This window comes from Streptomyces sp. CO7, assembly GCF_053474865.1.
Window position 1 is genome coordinate 425,678 of sequence record NZ_JBRIOU010000003.1, and the last position, 16,383, is coordinate 442,060.

Consider the following 16,383-nt stretch of genomic DNA (forward strand, 5'->3'; position numbering starts at 1 on the left):
AACCCTCATTCACCTCAACCACAGTTGCCGTGCAGGTTGTTGAACAGAACGCCAACACGAACGGCCTACCCGCCGGTAAGCCCTAGGGTCGAACCATGCGCCGAGCAAAAATCGTCTGCACCCTGGGGCCCGCCACCCACGCCTACGACCGCGTCAAGGCACTCGTCGACGCCGGCATGGACGTGGCCCGCTTCAACCTCAGCCACGGCAGCTACGCCGAACACGAGGAGCGCTACCACCGCGTGCCCAGGCCGCCGACGACACCGGCCGCAGCGTCGGCACCCTCGCCGACCTCCAGGGACCCAAGATCCGCCTCGGCAGCTTCCGCGAAGGCCCCGTCCTGCTCGAGCGCGGCGACGCCTTCACCATCAGCGTCGAACCCGGCGCCGAGGGCGACCGCCACCGCTGCGGCACCACCTACCACGGCCTCGCCAACGACGTCGCCGTCGGCGAACGCGTCCTCGTCGACGACGGCAAGGTCACCCTCGAGGTCAGGCGCATCGAGGGCCCCCTCATCCACACCGTCGTCGTCGAAGGAGGCATGGTCTCCGACCACAAGGGCCTCAACCTCCCCGGCGTCGCCGTCTCCGTCCCCGCCCTCTCCGACAAGGACGAGGCCGACCTGCGCTGGGCGCTGCGCACCGGCTTCGACGTCATCGCCCTCTCCTTCGTCCGCAGCGCGCTCGACGTCAAGGACGTCCACCGCATCATGGAGGAGGAAGGCCGTCGGCTCCCCGTCATCGCCAAGATCGAGAAGCCGCAGGCGGTCGAGAACATCGAGGAGATCGTCGCCGCCTTCGACGGCATCATGGTCGCGCGCGGCGACCTGGGCGTCGAACTGCCCCTGGAACAGGTGCCGATCGTGCAGAAGCGGGCCATCAAGCTCGCCAAGCGCAACGCCAAGCCCGTCATCGTCGCCACGCAGATGCTCGACTCGATGGTCGACAACTCCCGGCCCACCCGCGCCGAGGCCTCCGACGTCGCCAACGCCGTCATCGACGGCACCGACGCGGTCATGCTGAGCGGCGAGACCAGCGTCGGCAAGTACCCCGTGGAGACGGTGCGCACCATGGCGCGCATCGTCGAGGCGGCGGAGGAGGACATCCTCGCCAAGGGCCTGCCCCCGATGACCGAGCGGAACAAGCCCCGCACCCAGGGCGGGGCGGTGGCCCGCGCCGCGGCCGACATGGGCGACTTCCTCGGGGCCAAGTTCCTCGTCGCCTTCACCCAGTCCGGCGACACCGTGCGCCGGCTCGCGCGCTACCGCTCCCCGATCCCGGTCCTCGCCTTCACCCCCGAGCCCGCCACCCGCTCCCAGCTCAGCCTCACCTGGGGCGTCGAGACCTTCCTCGGGCCGCACGTCGACTCCACCGACGCGATGGTCGACCAGGTCGACGAGCTGCTCCTGAAGTACGGGCGCTGCGCCAAGGGCGACACCGTGGTCATCACGGCGGGCTCCCCGCCCGGGGTCTCCGGCACCACCAACCTGGTGCGGGTCCACCACATCGGGGTGGACTGACGGTCAGTACTTGGGGCCGACGTGGGCGTCCATCAGGGCGACGGACGCCTTGCGGGCGACGGAGACGTTGAAGGGGTTCCCGGCCCTGGCCAGCACGGTCCAGTGGACCCCCACCCTGTCCAGCGTGTCGGTGAACAGCCGCCGGATGTCGTCGGACTTGTTGGCGAACATGTACCGGGTGTACTCGTACCGTCTTCGCTCCCCGCCGACATCGCGGATGGTCCAGTTGGTGATGCGGCACCCGTCCGAGTGGATCAACCCGCGGACGAACTCCCAGGGATGGGCGTCCACCACCGCCTGCTGCCAGGGTTCCAGGGCGATCGCGCGGTCGTGCTTCTTGCCCGGACCGTGTTGCGGGAACATGCACACCCAGTGCCGTGTGTAGGACTTCACCTCGACGCAGCCCGTCTTCCGGCGGAGTCCGGTACGCGGCTCCGGCATCACCTTCCGCATCGCGTCCTCGGCCGCGGCGATGATCCCGATCTGCTTCTCGTCGCAGTAGATCGACAGGTGGTGCTGCTTGTCCTTGGAGACGATGTGGCCGTCGCCCAGGTAGAGCCCGAGCAGGTAGGCGTAGGCGACTTCGTCGAAGCTCCTGCCCGTGCAGCGCGGGCAGTCCATGAGGGGGCGGTGGTAGACCTCGCCCCGAGCCCTGCGGTCCTCGCTGCGCCACCAGCCGACGGTGCCGCGAGGAACACCCAGGCGTTCTGCGACGAAGCGGTTCGGGACGCCTTGGCGCATCAGTGCGACGGCCTCGGACCGAATCGAAGAACAGTGCTGCTCCATACCCGTACTGTCCGTCACCGACGGTCACGCCGAGCAGCAGAAAGCGGACGTTCACTCGAAAGTGAAACGTCCGCCCTGTTCGTGCCGGGTGCGGGATTCGAACCCGCACGCCCTTTCGGGCAGATGTGTTTGAGACATCAGCGTCTGCCATTCCGCCAACCCGGCAGGTCGACCGCTAGGAGTGTACCGGCTGACGTGGCTGAGCCGCAGCTAGGTAGGCTACTCGGCAGCAGTACCCTGCCCTGATGCCCGAGGAGCCAGCGTGACCGCCCCCGAGTCCCCGCAACCCGTGGAAGACGACGACAAGTCCCACGTCCCCCCGCAGACCACCCGTGTGGTGATCGCCGAGGACGAGGCCCTGATCCGGCTGGATCTCAAGGAGATGCTGGAGGAGGAGGGCTACACGGTCGTCGGTGAGGCCGGGGACGGCGAGCGGGCCGTGGAGCTGGCGCGGGAGCACCGGCCGGACCTGGTGATCCTGGACGTGAAGATGCCCAAGCTGGACGGCATCTCCGCCGCGGAGAAGATCGCCGAGGAGTCGATCGCCCCCGTGCTGATGCTGACCGCGTTCTCCCAGCGCGAGCTGGTGGAGCGGGCGCGGGACGCCGGCGCGATGGCGTACCTGGTGAAGCCGTTCTCGAAGAGCGACGTCGTGCCGGCCATCGAGATGGCGGTGTCCCGTTTCACGGAGATGAAGGAGCTGGAGAAGGAGATCGCCGATCTCTCCCAGCGGCTGGAGACCCGTAAGCTGGTGGACCGGGCGAAGTCGATCCTGCAGACGGAGTACGGGCTGAGCGAGCCGGCCGCTTTCCGGTGGATCCAGAAGACGTCGATGGACCGCCGGATGTCGATGCAGCAGGTCGCGGAGGCGGTCATCGCGGACTCCGAGGAGAAGAAGGCCGGCCGCGGCTGACCGCGGGCGGCGGCGCGCGCGAGGAGCAACGGGCGAGGCCCGTACCCCGGTTGCCGGGGTACGGGCCTCGTGCGTGGTGCGGGCGGGGCGGTCAGTCCTCGCCGAGGTAGGCCTTGCGGACGGACTCGTCGTGGAGGAGTTCCCGGCCGCTGCCGGTGAGGGTGATCTTGCCGACCTCCATCACGTAGCCCTGGTCGGCGAGGGAGAGCGCCGCCTGGGCGTTCTGCTCGACGAGCAGGATGGTGGTGCCCTGGGACTTGAGCTCGGTGATGGTCGCCATGATCTTCTGCATCATGATCGGCGAGAGGCCCATGGAGGGCTCGTCGAGCATGAGCAGCTTGGGCTGCGACATCAGGGCGCGGCCCATGGCGAGCATCTGCTGCTCGCCGCCGGAGAGGGTTCCGGCGGCCTGCCTGCGGCGTTCCCCGAGGATGGGGAAGAGGTCGTAGGCGCGCTGGATGTCCTTGGCGATGCCGGCCTTGTCGTCGCGGAGGTAGGCGCCGAGCCGCAGGTTGTCCTCGATGGACATGCGGGGGAAGATGTGGCGCCCTTCGGGCGAGTGGGCGAGGCCGAGGCTGACGACCTTGTGCGCGGGGACCTTGCTGAGGTCCTTGCCCTCGAAGCGGATGTTGCCGCCGCTGGGCTTGAGGAGTCCCGACAGGGTGCGCAGGGTGGTGGTCTTGCCGGCGCCGTTGGTGCCGATGAGGGTGACGACCTGTCCGGCGTCGACCTTGAAGCTGATGCCCTTGACGGCTTCGATCTTGCCGTAGGCGACGCGGAGGTCCTCGACCTCGAGGAGTGCGGTCATCGGTCGTTCTCCTTGCCGGTTCCGGCGTCGTCCTGCTCCGTGCCGTCGGCCCGGGGGGCCTCGGGTGCGGGCGCGGGTGCGGCGCTGTCGGCGGCGGTGGTGTCTTCGTAGGGTTCGCCGAGGTAGGCCGCGATGACGCGTTCGTCGCGCTGGACGACTTCGGCGGGGCCTTCGACGATCTTCTCGCCCTGGACGAGCACGGCGACGCGGTCGCACAGGTTCATGATGAACCGGATGTCGTGCTCGATCACGACGATGGCGATGCCCCGGTCGCGGATGGCGAAGACGAGTTCCTCGGTGGCCCGGGTCTCGGCGGGGTTCATGCCGGCGGTGGGCTCGTCGAGGAGGAGGAGGCCGGGCTCGCTGGCGAGGGCGCGGGCGATCTCGAGCTTGCGCTGCTCGCCGTAGGGGAGGTTGCGGGCGAGGTGGTCGGCCTTGTGGTCGAGGCCGACGAACTCGAGGAGTTCCATGGCCTTCTCGCGGGACTCCTCCTCGGCCCGCTTGAAGCCGGGCAGGCGCAGGAGGGCCGACCAGAGGCCTTCCTTGGTCCTGGTGTGGCGGCCGACGAGGACGTTCTCCAGAACGGTCATGTTGGCGAAGAGCCGGATGTTCTGGAAGGTCCGGGCGATGCCGGCCTTGGTGACCAGGTGGGGCTTGGGTGGGAGGACGGTGTCCTTGTACCTGACCGTGCCGCTGGTGGGGATGTAGAGGCCGGTCAGGCAGTTGAAGAAGGTGGTCTTGCCCGCGCCGTTGGGTCCGATGAGTCCGACGATCTCACCGCTGTTGACGGTGAGGTTGACGTCGCGGACGGCGGTGAGGCCGCCGAACTTCATGGTGACGCCGGTGACGTCGAGGACCTTGGTGTCGGTGGTGGTGGTGCTGGTGGTGGTCATGGCGGTCACGCCCCTGCCTTGGCGACGCCGGTGGCGCCCTCGGGAAGCGTAGCGTCGTCCGGTACGTCGGTCTGTCCGGTCTCGTGGAACTCCAGCTGCTTGCGGCGGTCGGCGACCAGGCCTTCGGGGCGGAAGCGCATGAGGAGCATGAGCGCGATGCCGAAGAGGAGCAGCTGCCACTCCGCCATGAACTGGAGTTTGGCCGGGATGAGGTAGAGCAGGGCGGCGCCGATGAGGGGGCCGCTGATGGTGCCCATGCCGCCGAGGATGACGGCGGCGAGCAGGAAGGCCGAGTTGGGCGGCACGGAGCCGGCGAACTGGTACTGCTCGGGCGTGATGCTGTAGGAGACGTGCGCCTGGACGGAGCCGGCGAGGCCGGCGAGGCCGGCGCCGAGGGCGAAGGCGAGCAGCTTGAGCCGGAAGCCGTTGATGCCCATGGCGGTGGCGGCGGTCTCGTCCTCGCGGATGGCGACCCAGGCGCGGCCGATGCGGGATTCCGCGGAGCGGCGGAAGACCATCACGACGATGGCCGTGAAGAGGAGCATCAGCAGGTAGTAGTTGCCGGGGCGGGTCAGCTGGAAGCCGAGGACGTCGTGCGGCAGCCCGAAGTTGAACCCGAAGAGCTCGAGGTCGGGGATGTTGGGGATGCCGTTGGAGCCGTTGGTGACGTCGGGTCCGCTGGTGCCGTTGAGGCTGTTGACGGTGATGCGGAAGATCTCACCGAAGCCGAGGGTGACGATGGCGAGGTAGTCGCCGCGCAGCCGCAGGGTGGGGGCGCCGATGAGGACGCCGAAGATCAGGGACGCGGCGACGCCGGTGAGGGCTGCGGCCCAGAAGGGGAAGTGGACGCCGATGGTCGACTGCGGGGAGCCGGAGACCAGGGCGGCGGCGTAGGCGCCGACGCCGAGGAAGGCGACGTAGCCGAGGTCGAGGAGGCCGGCGAGGCCGACGACGACGTTGAGGCCCAGGGCGACCGTGGCGAAGATCAGGATGTTGGCGCCGATGAGCGCGAACTGGTCGTTGGTCTGGGTGAAGGGGAAGCAGATGGCGGCGGCGAAGGCCGCGGTGAGGGTGACGGTGCGGTGCTTGGCGGTGAGTGCCGAGAGCCGCTTGAGGAGACCGGCGCGCAGGACGGCGGCGAAGCCGAAGGCGGCGAGGACGACGAACCCGATGAAGAGTTCGGAGTACTCGGTGGCGATGCCGTAGGCGAAGATCCACAGACCGATGCCGAAGGCGGCGGTGATGATCAGGATCTCGGCCCAGCCGGGGAGGTCCTTGGCGCGGGCCGGGTCGGGCGCGGAGAACGCGTTGCGGAACCTGCCCAGGGCGTCGGCGTGGTCGTCGTGGGGCCGGTCGGCGGGGAGGCCGAGGGCGCCGACGACGGCGAGGAGGGCGCCTGCGCCGGCGACCCAGCCGCCGGGCTCGAGGTTGACGAGGCCGCCGAGTTCGTAGCTGATGGCGCCGATGGCGTAGCCGGTCACGCCGAACACACCGAGGGCGGCGAGGCGGACGGGGCTGTTGGTGCCGCCGGGGGTGAGCCAGGCGAGGCCCCGGATGCGGTACCCGGAGAGGGTGAACAGCAGGGTGAGGACGGCGCCGACGAGGGTGAGGACCTGGAGGCCGCCGGGGTAGCCGGTGACGGTGAGGTCGCCGGGGAAGGCGCTGGTCCAGGTCCAGGGGAGGAAGGTGCCGGCGAGGGCCAGGACGGCTCCGGCGAGGGTGACGACGCGCGCCGTGGAGGCCGGGAGGGAGATGAGCGGGCTGGTGTTCGTGCTGGTCATCGGTATCACGCCCTGTCCGCGACGCGTTCGCCGAGCAGGCCTTGGGGCCGGACCAGGAGGACGATGATGAGGAGGGCGAAGGCCCACACGTCCTTCCAGCCGCCGCCTCCGAAGAGTTCCATGCCGGGGATCTCGCTGATGTAGCCGGTGGCGAGGGACTCGGCGACGCCGAGGACGACGCCTCCGAGCATGGCGCCGTAGATGTTGCCGATGCCGCCGAGGACGGCGGCGGTGAACGCCTTGAGGCCCATGAGGAAGCCCATGCGGAAGCCGATCTGGCCGTTCTTGAGCCCGTAGGCGACGGCGGCGACGGCGGCGAACGCGGCACCGATGGCGAAGGCCATGACGATGATGCGGTCGGTGTTGATGCCCATCAGCTTCGCGGTGTCGGGGTCCTGGCTGGTGGCCTGCATGCCGCGGCCGGTGCGCGTCTTGTTGACGAAGAACCCGAGGGCGATCATGCACAGCGGTGCGGCGATCAGGACGAAGAGGTCACCGCGCTGGATGTGGGCGCCGAGGATGCTGAGCGCGTCGCCTTCGAAGCGGGGGAAGGGCACGTCCTTCTTGGCGTCGGGGTATCCCATCCAGACGAGCTGCTGGAGCGCGATGGAGAGGCCGATGGCGGTGATGAGGGGGGCCAGTCGGGGTGCGGTGCGCAGGGGGCGGTAGGCGAACCGTTCCGCCGCCACGGCGACGAGGACCGACACGATCACGCCGCCGAGGATCATCAGGGGGATGGCGGTGATCAGGCCGAGGCTGCTGGGCAGGGCCGTGTAGACGGTGAGCGCCCCGAAGCCTCCGACCATGAATATCTCGCCGTGGGCGAAGTTGATGAGCTGGACGATGCCATAGACCATCGTGTAGCCGATCGCGATGAGTCCGTACATCGCGCCGAGGATGAGTCCATTGGCCAGCTGTTGCGGCAGTTCGTGCACCGCAGGGCCTCCGTTGGGTGGTTCGGATATGGCGCCGCGCGGGAGCGCTGGTGGGCGCGCCCGCGCGGCCTAGGTCAATGCGTGGTGCCGGCCTGATGGCCTGCGGTGGGTCAGCCGAGCTCGGGAGCGTCGCTGAACTCGGAGGCCCAGGCTCCGCTCTTGACCTTGTAGGCGGTCATCGTCTTGTTGGTGGTGTCACCGAACTCGTCGAAGGAGATCGGGCCGGTGACGCCGTCGAACTTGATCTTGCTCATGGCGTCCAGGACGGCCTTGCGGCTGTCGTCGGGGAGCTTGCCGTCGTTGCCCTCGACGGCCAGCTTGACGGCCTCGATGATGGCCCAGGTGGCGTCGTAGGTGAGGCCGCCGTAGGCCTCGTAGGCGTCCTCGTAGCCCTCGGCCTCGTAGTTGGCGAGGAACTCCTTGGCGGAGTCGAGCTTCTCGACCGGCTCGCCGACGGAGGTGGCGAGGTCGCCCTCGGCCTTCTTGTTCAGCTTCGGGTACTCGCCGGAGTAGATGCCGTCGCCGCCCATGAGCGGGATGTCCTGGCCGCTGTCCTTGAGCGCCTGGCTCAGGGGAGCGGCGGCCGGGTACTCGCCGCCGTAGTAGAGGGCGTCGGCGCCGGTCTTCTTGATCTTGGTGACGACGGCGTTGAAGTCGCGGTCGTCGGGGTTGATGTGGTCCGAGCCGACGATCTTGCCGCCGAGCTTGGTGTAGTTCGCCTTGAAGGAGGCGGCGAGACCGGCGCCGTAGGTCTTCTGGTCGTCGATCAGGTACGCCTTCTTGATGCCCGCCTCGTTGTAGAGGTACTCGGCGGCGAACGCGCCCTGGACCTCGTCGGTGGTGGCGGTGCGGAAGAAGGTCTTGAACGGGCGGACCGAGTTGCCGGTCTTCCAGCCGTCGCCCTGGGTGAGCTCGGTGCCGGTGTTGGCCGGGGAGACCTGGGTCAGGCCGGCGTCGTTGAACGGCTTCTGCATCTGCTGCGAGACGCTGGAGTTCAGCGGGCCGACGACGCCGACGACGGTCTTGTCGCTGATGAACTTCTGCGCGTTCTGCGCGCCGACGCCGGGCTGGGCCTGGTCGTCGAGGGGCTGGACCTCGAAGGTGACGCCTTCGACGAACTTCTTCTTGTTGGCGATCTTCGCGGCGAGGTCGGCGGAGTTCTTCATGCCGAGGCCCAGCGCGGAGAGGTCGCCGCTGAGCGGGGCGTCGAGGCCGATGACGACCTTGACGTCGCCGCCGGAGTCGCCGCCCTTGCCGCCTTCGTCGCGCGATCCGCAGGCGGTGAGGGTGAGTGCTCCCGCCGCCAGCGCGGCGGTCAGTGCGAGGAGACGTTGACGCACGTTGTGTCCTTTCCCTGGCACGGCCGTTCCGGTCCGGAGCGCGGCCGAGTCGAGGCGCTGGGCGGATTTGCTGTTCCCACGGCGCGGTGACTGGCCGTGACTCTAGGCGGGAGGTGGTTATAGGGAGGAGTGCCTGACCAATGCTGTGACGCTCTTGTTATGACACGAGGTAATGCAGAGCGGTAAGGAGTGGGTGGAAGAGGTTAATTCCGGCGGATTCAGCCGGTCCACATGTTGAGAAATCGCAGACCGGAGCCGTTCGGTGTTCAGGTGTCTTTTCGTTTTGACTCATTACCTGACATCGTTGTCGCCTCAACGGCCCGAGATAGATGAATGAGCCACGCATTCTTTTTGCGAAAGTTACACTGCGTTACTTTCGGAAACCGCGAAGGCGCCCGGCCGTATACGGCCGGGCGCCTTCGCGTCGTGCGGGGGAAGGGCTGCGGGATCAGGCGTCGCGCAGGAGACAGGTCAGGCGGGCGCTGCATACCCGGCGGTCCTGCTCGTCGCTGATCACGATCTCGTAGGTGGCCGTGGAGCGGCCGCGGTGCACGGGGGTGGCGACGCCGGTGACGTAACCGGACTGGAGGCCGCGGTGGTGCGTGCAGTTGAGGTCCACGCCGACCGCGATCTTGGCCGGGCCGCCGTGCAGCATCGAGCCGACCGAGCCGAGGGTCTCCGCGAGGACCGCGGAGGCGCCGCCGTGCAGCAGGCCGTAGGGCTGCGTGTTGCCCTCGACCGGCATGGTGCCCACGACGCGCTCTGCGGAGGCCTCCAGGATGTCGATGCCCATGCGGTTGCCGAGGGCCCCGGCGGAGAAGAGGGCGGGCAGGTCGACGCCGAGGCTGGCGTACTCGTCGAGGACTTCCTGCGGAAACTTCACGGTGTTCTGCTCGCCCATGGGGCCGGCTCCAATTCGTTCGGGGAGACCTGGTGCGGTGGTGCCGCCGAGGACCGGTGCCTCGGGTGGTGACACCGGAACGGCTGCGCCTGAGCAAACGCTCAGTCGGTTCGGGATTGTTCCAGACGGATCACCACGGACTTGCTGGCCGGGGTATTGCTGACATCCGCGGTGGAATCCAGCGGTACGAGGACATTTGTCTCCGGATAGTAGGCGGCGGCGCAGCGCCGCGCCGTGGGGTAGTGGACGAGCCGGAACCCGGGAGCCCGGCGCTCCACGCCGTCGCTCCACTCGGAGACCAGGTCGACGCAGGAGCCGTCGGCGACACCGAGCTCGGCGGCGTCCTCGGGGTGCACCAGGAGGACCCGGCGGCCGCCGTGGATGCCGCGGTAGCGGTCGTCGAGGCCGTAGATCGTGGTGTTGTACTGGTCGTGGGACCGAAGGGTCTGCAGCAGCAGCCGCCCCGGCGGGATCCGGGGGAACTGGACGGGCGCGGCGGTGAAGTTGGCCTTGCCGGTGGCGGTGGGGAAGCGGCGCTCGTCACGCGGGGCGTGCGGGAGGGTGAAGCCGCCGGGGCGCGCGACGCGGGCGTTGAAGTCCTCGAAGCCGGGCACCACGCGCGCGACGCGGTCGCGGACGGCGGCGTAGTCCTTCTCGAACTCCTCCCAGGGGGTGGTGCTTTCGGCGCCGAGGACGCGGCGGGCGAGGCGGCAGACGATGGCGGGCTCGGAGAGCAGGTGAGGGCTCGCCGGCGCGAGGCGGCCGCGGGAGGCGTGCACCATGCCCATGGAGTCCTCGACGGTGACGAACTGCTCGCCGCTCGCCTGCAGGTCGCGCTCGGTGCGGCCGAGGGTGGGCAGGATCAGGGCGCGGGCGCCGGTGACGGCGTGCGAGCGGTTCAGTTTGGTGGAGACGTGGACGGTGAGGCGGGCCCGCCGCATCGCGGCCTCGGTGACGTCGGTGTCGGGGGTGGCGGCGACGAAGTTGCCGCCCATGGCGAAGAAGACCTTGGCGGCTCCGTCGCGCATCGCGCGGATGGCGTTGACGACGTCGAGGCCGTGGTGGCGGGGCGGGGCGAAGCCGAACTCGCGCTCCAGGGCGTCGAGGAAGGCGGGGGCGGGGCGCTCGAAGATGCCCATGGTGCGGTCGCCCTGGACGTTGGAGTGCCCGCGCACGGGGCAGACGCCTGCGCCTGGCCGGCCGATGGCGCCACGCAGCAGGAGGAAGTTGACGACCTCGCGGATGGTGGGCACCGAGTGCTTGTGCTGGGTCAGGCCCATGGCCCAGCAGACGACGGTGCGCTCGGAGGCGAGGACCATGTCCAGGGCCCGCTGGATCTCCTCGCGGGTCAGCCCGGTGGCGGCGAGGGTCTCCTCCCAGTCGGCCAAGCGGGCAGCCTCGGCGAACTCCTCGTAGCCGTGGGTGTGTTCGCGGACGAAGTCCTCGTCGACGGCGCCCTCGGTCTCCAGGACGAGCTTGTTGAGGAGGCGGAAGAGGGCCTGGTCGCCGCCGATGCGGATCTGGAGGAACAGGTCGGTGAGCGCGGTGCCGGTGGTGAGGCCCTTGGGCGTCTGCGGGTTCTTGAACCGCTCGAGCCCTGCCTCGGGCAGCGGGTTGACGCTGATGATCCTTGCGCCGGCGGCCTTGGCCTTCTCCAGGGCGGTGAGCATCCGCGGGTGGTTGGTGCCGGGATTCTGCCCGGCGACGATGATCAGGTCCGCCTGGTGGAGGTCCTCGAGGCTGACGCTGCCCTTGCCGATGCCGATGGTCTCCGTCAGGGCGGAGCCCGAGGACTCGTGGCACATGTTGGAGCAGTCCGGCAGGTTGTTGGTGCCGAGCTCGCGGGCGAACAGCTGGTAGAGGAAGGCCGCTTCGTTGCTCGTGCGCCCCGAGGTGTAGAAGACGGCCTGGTCGGGGGAGTCCAGGGCGTGGATCTCCTCGGCGATCACGTCGAAGGCCTCGTCCCAGCCGATGGGCTCGTAGTGGGTGGCGCCCTCGGCGAGATACACGGGGTGGGTGAGGCGGCCCTGCTGGCCCAGCCAGTAGCCGCTGCGGCCGGCGAGGTCGGCGACGGAGTGGGCGGCGAAGAACTCGGGGGTGACGCGGCGGAGGGTGGCCTCCTCGGCGACGGCCTTGGCGCCGTTCTCGCAGAACTCGGCGGCGTGCCGCTTGTCGCCCTCCGGCCAGGCGCAGCCCGGGCAGTCGAAGCCGTCCTTCTGGTTCACCCGCAGCAGGGTCAGGGCGGTGCGGCGGACGCCCATCTGCTGCTGGGCGATGCGCAGGGTGTGGCCGAGGGCGGGCAGGCCGGCCGCGGCGTGCTTCGGCTCGGTGACGCGGGGGGCGTCCTGCGCGGGATCGGCGGCGGGGGGCTTGCTCGCCATGGCGCTCACCTCTTCTGCACCGGTGGTGCGGGTGTCTCTCCGGCTGCGGTCCGGCTGTCTCCAAGATCCTTGCACGGGGCCGCCGCGGCGCGGGAGGGCTGTGGACAAGCCTCCGCGAGACCTGTGGACAACGCCCGCGAAGTCGCCCGGGGCGTCACCGTCAGGAGTGACGCGCGCTCGAGCGGCGGTGGAGGGAGGCGCTGCGGTCTGCCGCAGGTGGGCGCGGCTGTCGGCGGGGCGTGGCAGGATCGGGGTGTGGTGGATACAGCATCGAAGAAGACCGACACGAACCCCGCCGGTGAGCGTCCGCGGCTGATGCTCATGGACGGGCACTCCCTCGCGTACCGCGCGTTCTTCGCGCTGCCCGCGGAGAACTTCACGACGGCGCAGGGGCAGCCGACCAACGCGATCTACGGCTTCGCGTCGATGCTGGCGAACACGCTGCGTGACGAGGCGCCGACGCACTTCGCCGTGGCGTTCGACGTGTCCCGCAAGACGTGGCGGGCCGAGGAGTTCACCGAGTACAAGGCGAACCGGGCGAAGACGCCGGACGAGTTCCGGGGCCAGGTGGAGCTGATCGGCGAGCTGCTGGACGCGATGGCCGTGCGGCGGTTCGCGGTGGACGGCTTCGAGGCCGACGACATCATCGCGACGCTGGCGACGCAGGCCGAGGCGGAGGGCTTCGAGGTCCTGATCGTCACGGGCGACCGCGACTCGTTCCAGCTGGTCTCCGAGCACACCACGGTGCTGTACCCGACGAAGGGCGTCTCGGAGCTGACCCGGTTCACGCCGGAGAAGGTGTTCGAGAAGTACGGTCTGACACCCGCCCAGTACCCGGACTTCGCCGCCCTGCGCGGCGACCCGTCGGACAACCTGCCGGGCATCCCGGGCGTGGGCGAGAAGACGGCCGCGAAGTGGATCAACCAGTTCGGCTCGTTCGCGGAGCTGGTCGAGCGGGCCGAGGAGGTCAAGGGCAAGGCCGGGCAGAACTTCCGCGACCACCTGGAGTCGGTGAAGCTGAACCGCCGGCTGACCGAGATGGTCCGGGACGTCGAGCTGCCCGCGGGCGTCCTGGCGCTGGAGCGTGCCGCCTACGACCGCAAGGCGGTCGCGATGATCCTCGACACCCTGGAGATCAGGAACCCCTCGCTGCGGGAGCGGCTGTTCGCGGTCGACCCCGGCGCCGAGGAGGAGGGCCCCTCGCCCGCCGCGCAGAGCGGCGTCGAGCTGGACGGCTCCGTGCTGTCCACCGGCGAGCTGGCGCCGTGGCTGGCGGAGCACGGGCAGGACGGTCCGCTGGGCGTGGCGGCGGTCGGCGCGTGGGCGCTGGGCGCGGGTTCGGTGGCCGAGGTGGCGCTGGCCGCCTCGGGCGGCGAGGCGGCCTGGTTCGACCCGTCGCAGCTGGACGAGGCCGACGAGAAGGCCTGGGCGGCCTGGCTCGCGGACGAGGCGCGGCCCAAGGTCTTCCACAACGTCAAGCACGCGATGCGGCTGTTCGGCGAGCACGGCTGGACGGTCGCGGGCGTGAGCATGGACACCGCGCTCGCGGCCTACCTGGTGAAGCCGGGCCGCCGCTCCTTCGACCTGGACGCGCTGTCGCTGGAGTACCTGGGCCGGGAGCTCGCCCCGGCCGCGGCGGCCGGCGGGCAGCTCGCCTTCGGCGCGGACGACGACGCCGAGGCCGAGGCGCTGATGGTGCAGGCGCTTGCCGTGCTGGACCTCGCGGTCGCCTTCGAGGGCAAGCTGGAGGACGTGGGCGCCGCCGGACTGCTGCGCGACATGGAGCTGCCGACCTCGGCGCTGCTGGCGCGCATGGAGCGGCACGGGATCGCCGCCGACCGCGAGCACCTGCGGGACATGGAGCAGATGTTCGCGGGCGCGGTCCAGCAGGCCGTGCGGGAGGCCCACGAGGCCGCCGGCCACGAGTTCAACCTCGGCTCCCCGAAGCAGCTGCAGGAGGTCCTCTTCGGCGAGCTGGGCCTGCCGAAGACCAAGAAGACCAAGACCGGCTACACCACGGACGCGGACGCGCTGGCCTGGCTGGCGGCACAGACCGAGAACGAGCTGCCGGTGATCATGCTGCGCCACCGCGAGCAGGCGAAGCTGCGCACCACGGTCGAGGGCCTGATCAAGACGATCTCCGCGGACGGCCGCATCCACACCACCTTCAACCAGACGGTGGCGGCCACCGGCCGGCTCTCCTCGACCGACCCCAACCTGCAGAACATCCCGGTCCGTACGGACGAGGGGCGGGCCATCCGCCGCGGGTTCGTGGTCGGCGCGGGCTACGAGTCGCTGATGACGGCGGACTACAGCCAGATCGAACTGCGGGTGATGGCGCACCTGTCGGAGGACGAGGGCCTGCTCGAGGCGTTCGCCTCCGGCGAGGACCTGCACAACACGGTCGCCTCCCAGGTGTTCGCGGTGGACCGCTCGCAGGTCGACCCCGAGATGCGGCGGAAGATCAAGGCGATGTCCTACGGCCTGGCCTACGGGCTGTCCGCGTTCGGCCTGTCGCAGCAGCTGAACATCGAGGCCGGCGAGGCGCGGGCCCTGATGGACACGTACTTCGAGCGGTTCGGCGGTGTGCGGGACTACCTCCACCGGGTGGTCGAGGAGGCCCGGGCGACGGGCTACACCGAGACGATCCTCGGCCGCCGCCGCTACCTGCCCGACCTCAACAGCGACAACCGGCAGCGCCGGGAGGCGGCGGAGCGGATGGCGCTCAACGCGCCGATCCAGGGCACGGCGGCGGACATCGTGAAGATCGCCATGCTGAAGGTGGACGCGGCGCTGCGGGAGGCCGACCTGACCTCGCGGCTCCTGCTCCAGGTGCACGACGAAATCGTGCTGGAGATCGCCCCCGGCGAGCGGGAGGCGGTGGAGGAGCTGGTCCGCCGCGAGATGGCCGGGGCGGTCACGCTGCGGGCGCCGCTGGACGTGTCGGTCGGCGTCGGCCCCGACTGGGAGTCCGCGGCGCACTGACCGACCGCGGGGCCGCGGGCCCCGGGACGGTCACCGTCGGGGGCGTCCACCGTGTGCGGGCGGACCGCCGTCGGGGCGCTGCGACCCGGCGTCGGGCGGTGGGACGGCGTCGGGCGCTGCGACCCGGCGTCGGGCGGTCCTGCGTGGTGCGGCCGCCCTGCGTAGTGCGGCCTTGTCGGTGCGATCGGGCGTCGTGCGTGCGACCGAGTCGTGCGGGGCCGCCCACGTGCGGTTCCGAGGCGTCACCGGGTGTGCGCCGGCACCGCACGAGGTGGCCCGCCGGTCCCGCCGTGCGGCCCCGCGGTGTGCGGCCTCGCAGCGCCCAGCGTCGTGGGGCCGCGCGACGTGCGACCCCGCGCCCCGCGGTCGTGCGACCCCACGCCGAGCGCCCCGTGGCTGTGCGGAGCTGCGCCGGGCGGCGCACCGTGCGGCGCCGGAATGTGCGGCCGTGCGCCGCACGGACCCGGCCGGGAACGGCCCGGCGGCGGGCGGCGTGTCACTCGGGCGGACCCCGTGGGGGCGACGTGGTGCGGGGGCCGGACAAGGATGCGGGGCATGGGTATACGCATGCTCGGCCGGTCCACGGCGGGAGCGGAAGCGGTCATATCCGCGCTGCGCCCGCCGGTGCGCCCCGTGGCCCCCGCCGCGAGCACCGTCCGCCGTCACCTCGGGTGGACGACGGGGGCGCGCAGGCAGGCCCGTGACCTCTGGGAGGCGGTGGCCGGCCGTCAGCCGGTGGTCGTCCTCTCCCTGGCCGTCGGCCCCGCCCAGGCGGTGGCCCGCCGGACCTGGGGGCTGGTGATCCGCATGGTCCGCCCGGGGGCCTCCCGCCGGATCGCGGTCACCGTGGTGCCGCTGCGCGGCTTCCCGTCGCTTCCCGCGCCTCCGTCCCCCCGGCCGCCGCACGCGGGTCCCGGGGCGGGCGCCGCCACACCCTGACGGCCGTCCCGTACAGCACCAGCCCGACGGCGAGTCCGGCGCCCGCACCGAAGCAGAGCGTCGGGATGATCTCCCAGGGCCGGGCGATGTGCCCCCAGTAGGCCCACCAGCGCATCACCCGCGTCGTCGCCGCGAACCCCGCGCACAGCGCGAGCAGCGCCCCGGCCGCCCACCGGTCCCGCCGGGACAGCTCCGGCAGCCC

11 protein-coding genes, 1 tRNA gene and 1 pseudogene are annotated in these 16,383 nt (G+C 70.5%); 4 read left to right on the top strand and 9 right to left on the bottom strand.

Annotated elements, in window-relative coordinates; genetic code table 11:
* Positions 1 to 95: 95 nt before the first annotated feature.
* Positions 96 to 1,519: pseudogene (gene pyk / locus ACOV8S_RS11865) on the top strand (pyruvate kinase).
* A 3-nt stretch (positions 1,520 to 1,522) separates the two neighbouring features.
* On the opposite strand, the gene ACOV8S_RS11870 reads toward pyk, so the two are convergent.
* Positions 1,523 to 2,305, bottom strand: coding sequence for a helix-turn-helix domain-containing protein (locus ACOV8S_RS11870; RefSeq protein ID WP_448317740.1), 783 nt, complete (start codon positions 2,303 to 2,305; stop codon positions 1,523 to 1,525).
* Positions 2,306 to 2,387: 82 nt separating this feature from the next.
* Positions 2,388 to 2,470: transfer RNA gene (locus ACOV8S_RS11875), tRNA-Leu, on the bottom strand.
* Positions 2,471 to 2,567: 97 nt separating this feature from the next.
* On the opposite strand from ACOV8S_RS11875, the gene ACOV8S_RS11880 reads away from it, so the two are divergent.
* Positions 2,568 to 3,218, top strand: coding sequence for an ANTAR domain-containing response regulator (locus tag ACOV8S_RS11880; protein WP_351117766.1), 651 nt, complete (start codon positions 2,568 to 2,570; stop codon positions 3,216 to 3,218).
* Positions 3,219 to 3,309: 91 nt separating this feature from the next.
* On the opposite strand, the gene ACOV8S_RS11885 is transcribed toward ACOV8S_RS11880, so the two are convergent.
* From ACOV8S_RS11885 to ACOV8S_RS11915, 7 genes are all read right to left on the bottom strand, one after another.
* Positions 3,310 to 4,026, bottom strand: a complete 717-nt coding sequence (locus tag ACOV8S_RS11885; protein ID WP_351117765.1) for an ABC transporter ATP-binding protein — start codon at positions 4,024 to 4,026, stop codon at positions 3,310 to 3,312.
* Entirely contained in the window at positions 4,023 to 4,919 is an 897-nt protein-coding gene (locus ACOV8S_RS11890) for an ABC transporter ATP-binding protein (RefSeq protein WP_448317929.1), read from the bottom strand. Before ACOV8S_RS11890 ends, ACOV8S_RS11885 begins: the two co-directional genes overlap by 4 nt.
* A 5-nt stretch (positions 4,920 to 4,924) precedes the next feature.
* Complete coding sequence (locus ACOV8S_RS11895) at positions 4,925 to 6,700, bottom strand: branched-chain amino acid ABC transporter permease (RefSeq protein ID WP_448317741.1); 1,776 nt, start codon at positions 6,698 to 6,700, stop codon at positions 4,925 to 4,927.
* 5 nt (positions 6,701 to 6,705) lie between these two features.
* Positions 6,706 to 7,635, bottom strand: a complete 930-nt coding sequence (locus ACOV8S_RS11900) for a branched-chain amino acid ABC transporter permease (RefSeq protein WP_351117762.1) — start codon at positions 7,633 to 7,635, stop codon at positions 6,706 to 6,708.
* Between the two features lie 110 nt (positions 7,636 to 7,745).
* On the bottom strand, positions 7,746 to 8,975 hold the full coding sequence (locus ACOV8S_RS11905) for a branched-chain amino acid ABC transporter substrate-binding protein (protein WP_448317742.1): 1,230 nt from the start codon (positions 8,973 to 8,975) through the stop codon (positions 7,746 to 7,748).
* Between the two features lie 448 nt (positions 8,976 to 9,423).
* Positions 9,424 to 9,876, bottom strand: a complete 453-nt coding sequence (locus tag ACOV8S_RS11910) for a hotdog fold thioesterase (protein ID WP_448317743.1) — start codon at positions 9,874 to 9,876, stop codon at positions 9,424 to 9,426.
* A gap of 101 nt (positions 9,877 to 9,977) precedes the next feature.
* Positions 9,978 to 12,257 (bottom strand): FdhF/YdeP family oxidoreductase, encoded by a 2,280-nt coding sequence (locus tag ACOV8S_RS11915; RefSeq protein ID WP_448317744.1) that lies wholly within the window; start codon positions 12,255 to 12,257, stop codon positions 9,978 to 9,980.
* Between the two features lie 255 nt (positions 12,258 to 12,512).
* Here ACOV8S_RS11915 and polA point away from each other — a divergent pair, with 255 nt between their 5' ends.
* Together polA and ACOV8S_RS11925 are read left to right on the top strand one after the other, a co-directional pair.
* Complete coding sequence (gene polA, locus ACOV8S_RS11920) at positions 12,513 to 15,242, top strand: DNA polymerase I (protein WP_448317745.1); 2,730 nt, start codon at positions 12,513 to 12,515, stop codon at positions 15,240 to 15,242.
* A 555-nt stretch (positions 15,243 to 15,797) separates the two neighbouring features.
* Positions 15,798 to 16,181: a hypothetical protein gene (locus ACOV8S_RS11925; RefSeq protein ID WP_448317746.1), complete on the top strand. Its 384-nt coding sequence runs from the start codon at positions 15,798 to 15,800 to the stop codon at positions 16,179 to 16,181.
* The last annotated feature ends 202 nt before the right edge of the window (positions 16,182 to 16,383 follow it).

What these genes read in the sequence shown, in the direction of transcription:
- ACOV8S_RS11910 (WP_448317743.1), bottom strand. Translation starts at nt 9,876, where the DNA reads ATGGGCGAGCAGAACACCGTGAAGTTTCCGCAGGAAGTCCTCGACGAG.
- ACOV8S_RS11915 (WP_448317744.1), bottom strand. Translation starts at nt 12,257, where the DNA reads ATGGCGAGCAAGCCCCCCGCCGCCGATCCCGCGCAGGACGCCCCCCGC.
- ACOV8S_RS11925 (WP_448317746.1), top strand. Translation starts at nt 15,798, where the DNA reads ATGGGTATACGCATGCTCGGCCGGTCCACGGCGGGAGCGGAAGCGGTC.
- ACOV8S_RS11895 (WP_448317741.1), bottom strand. Translation starts at nt 6,700, where the DNA reads ATGACCAGCACGAACACCAGCCCGCTCATCTCCCTCCCGGCCTCCACG.
- ACOV8S_RS11890 (WP_448317929.1), bottom strand. Translation starts at nt 4,919, where the DNA reads ATGACCACCACCAGCACCACCACCACCGACACCAAGGTCCTCGACGTC.
- ACOV8S_RS11885 (WP_351117765.1), bottom strand. Translation starts at nt 4,026, where the DNA reads ATGACCGCACTCCTCGAGGTCGAGGACCTCCGCGTCGCCTACGGCAAG.
- ACOV8S_RS11870 (WP_448317740.1), bottom strand. Translation starts at nt 2,305, where the DNA reads ATGGAGCAGCACTGTTCTTCGATTCGGTCCGAGGCCGTCGCACTGATG.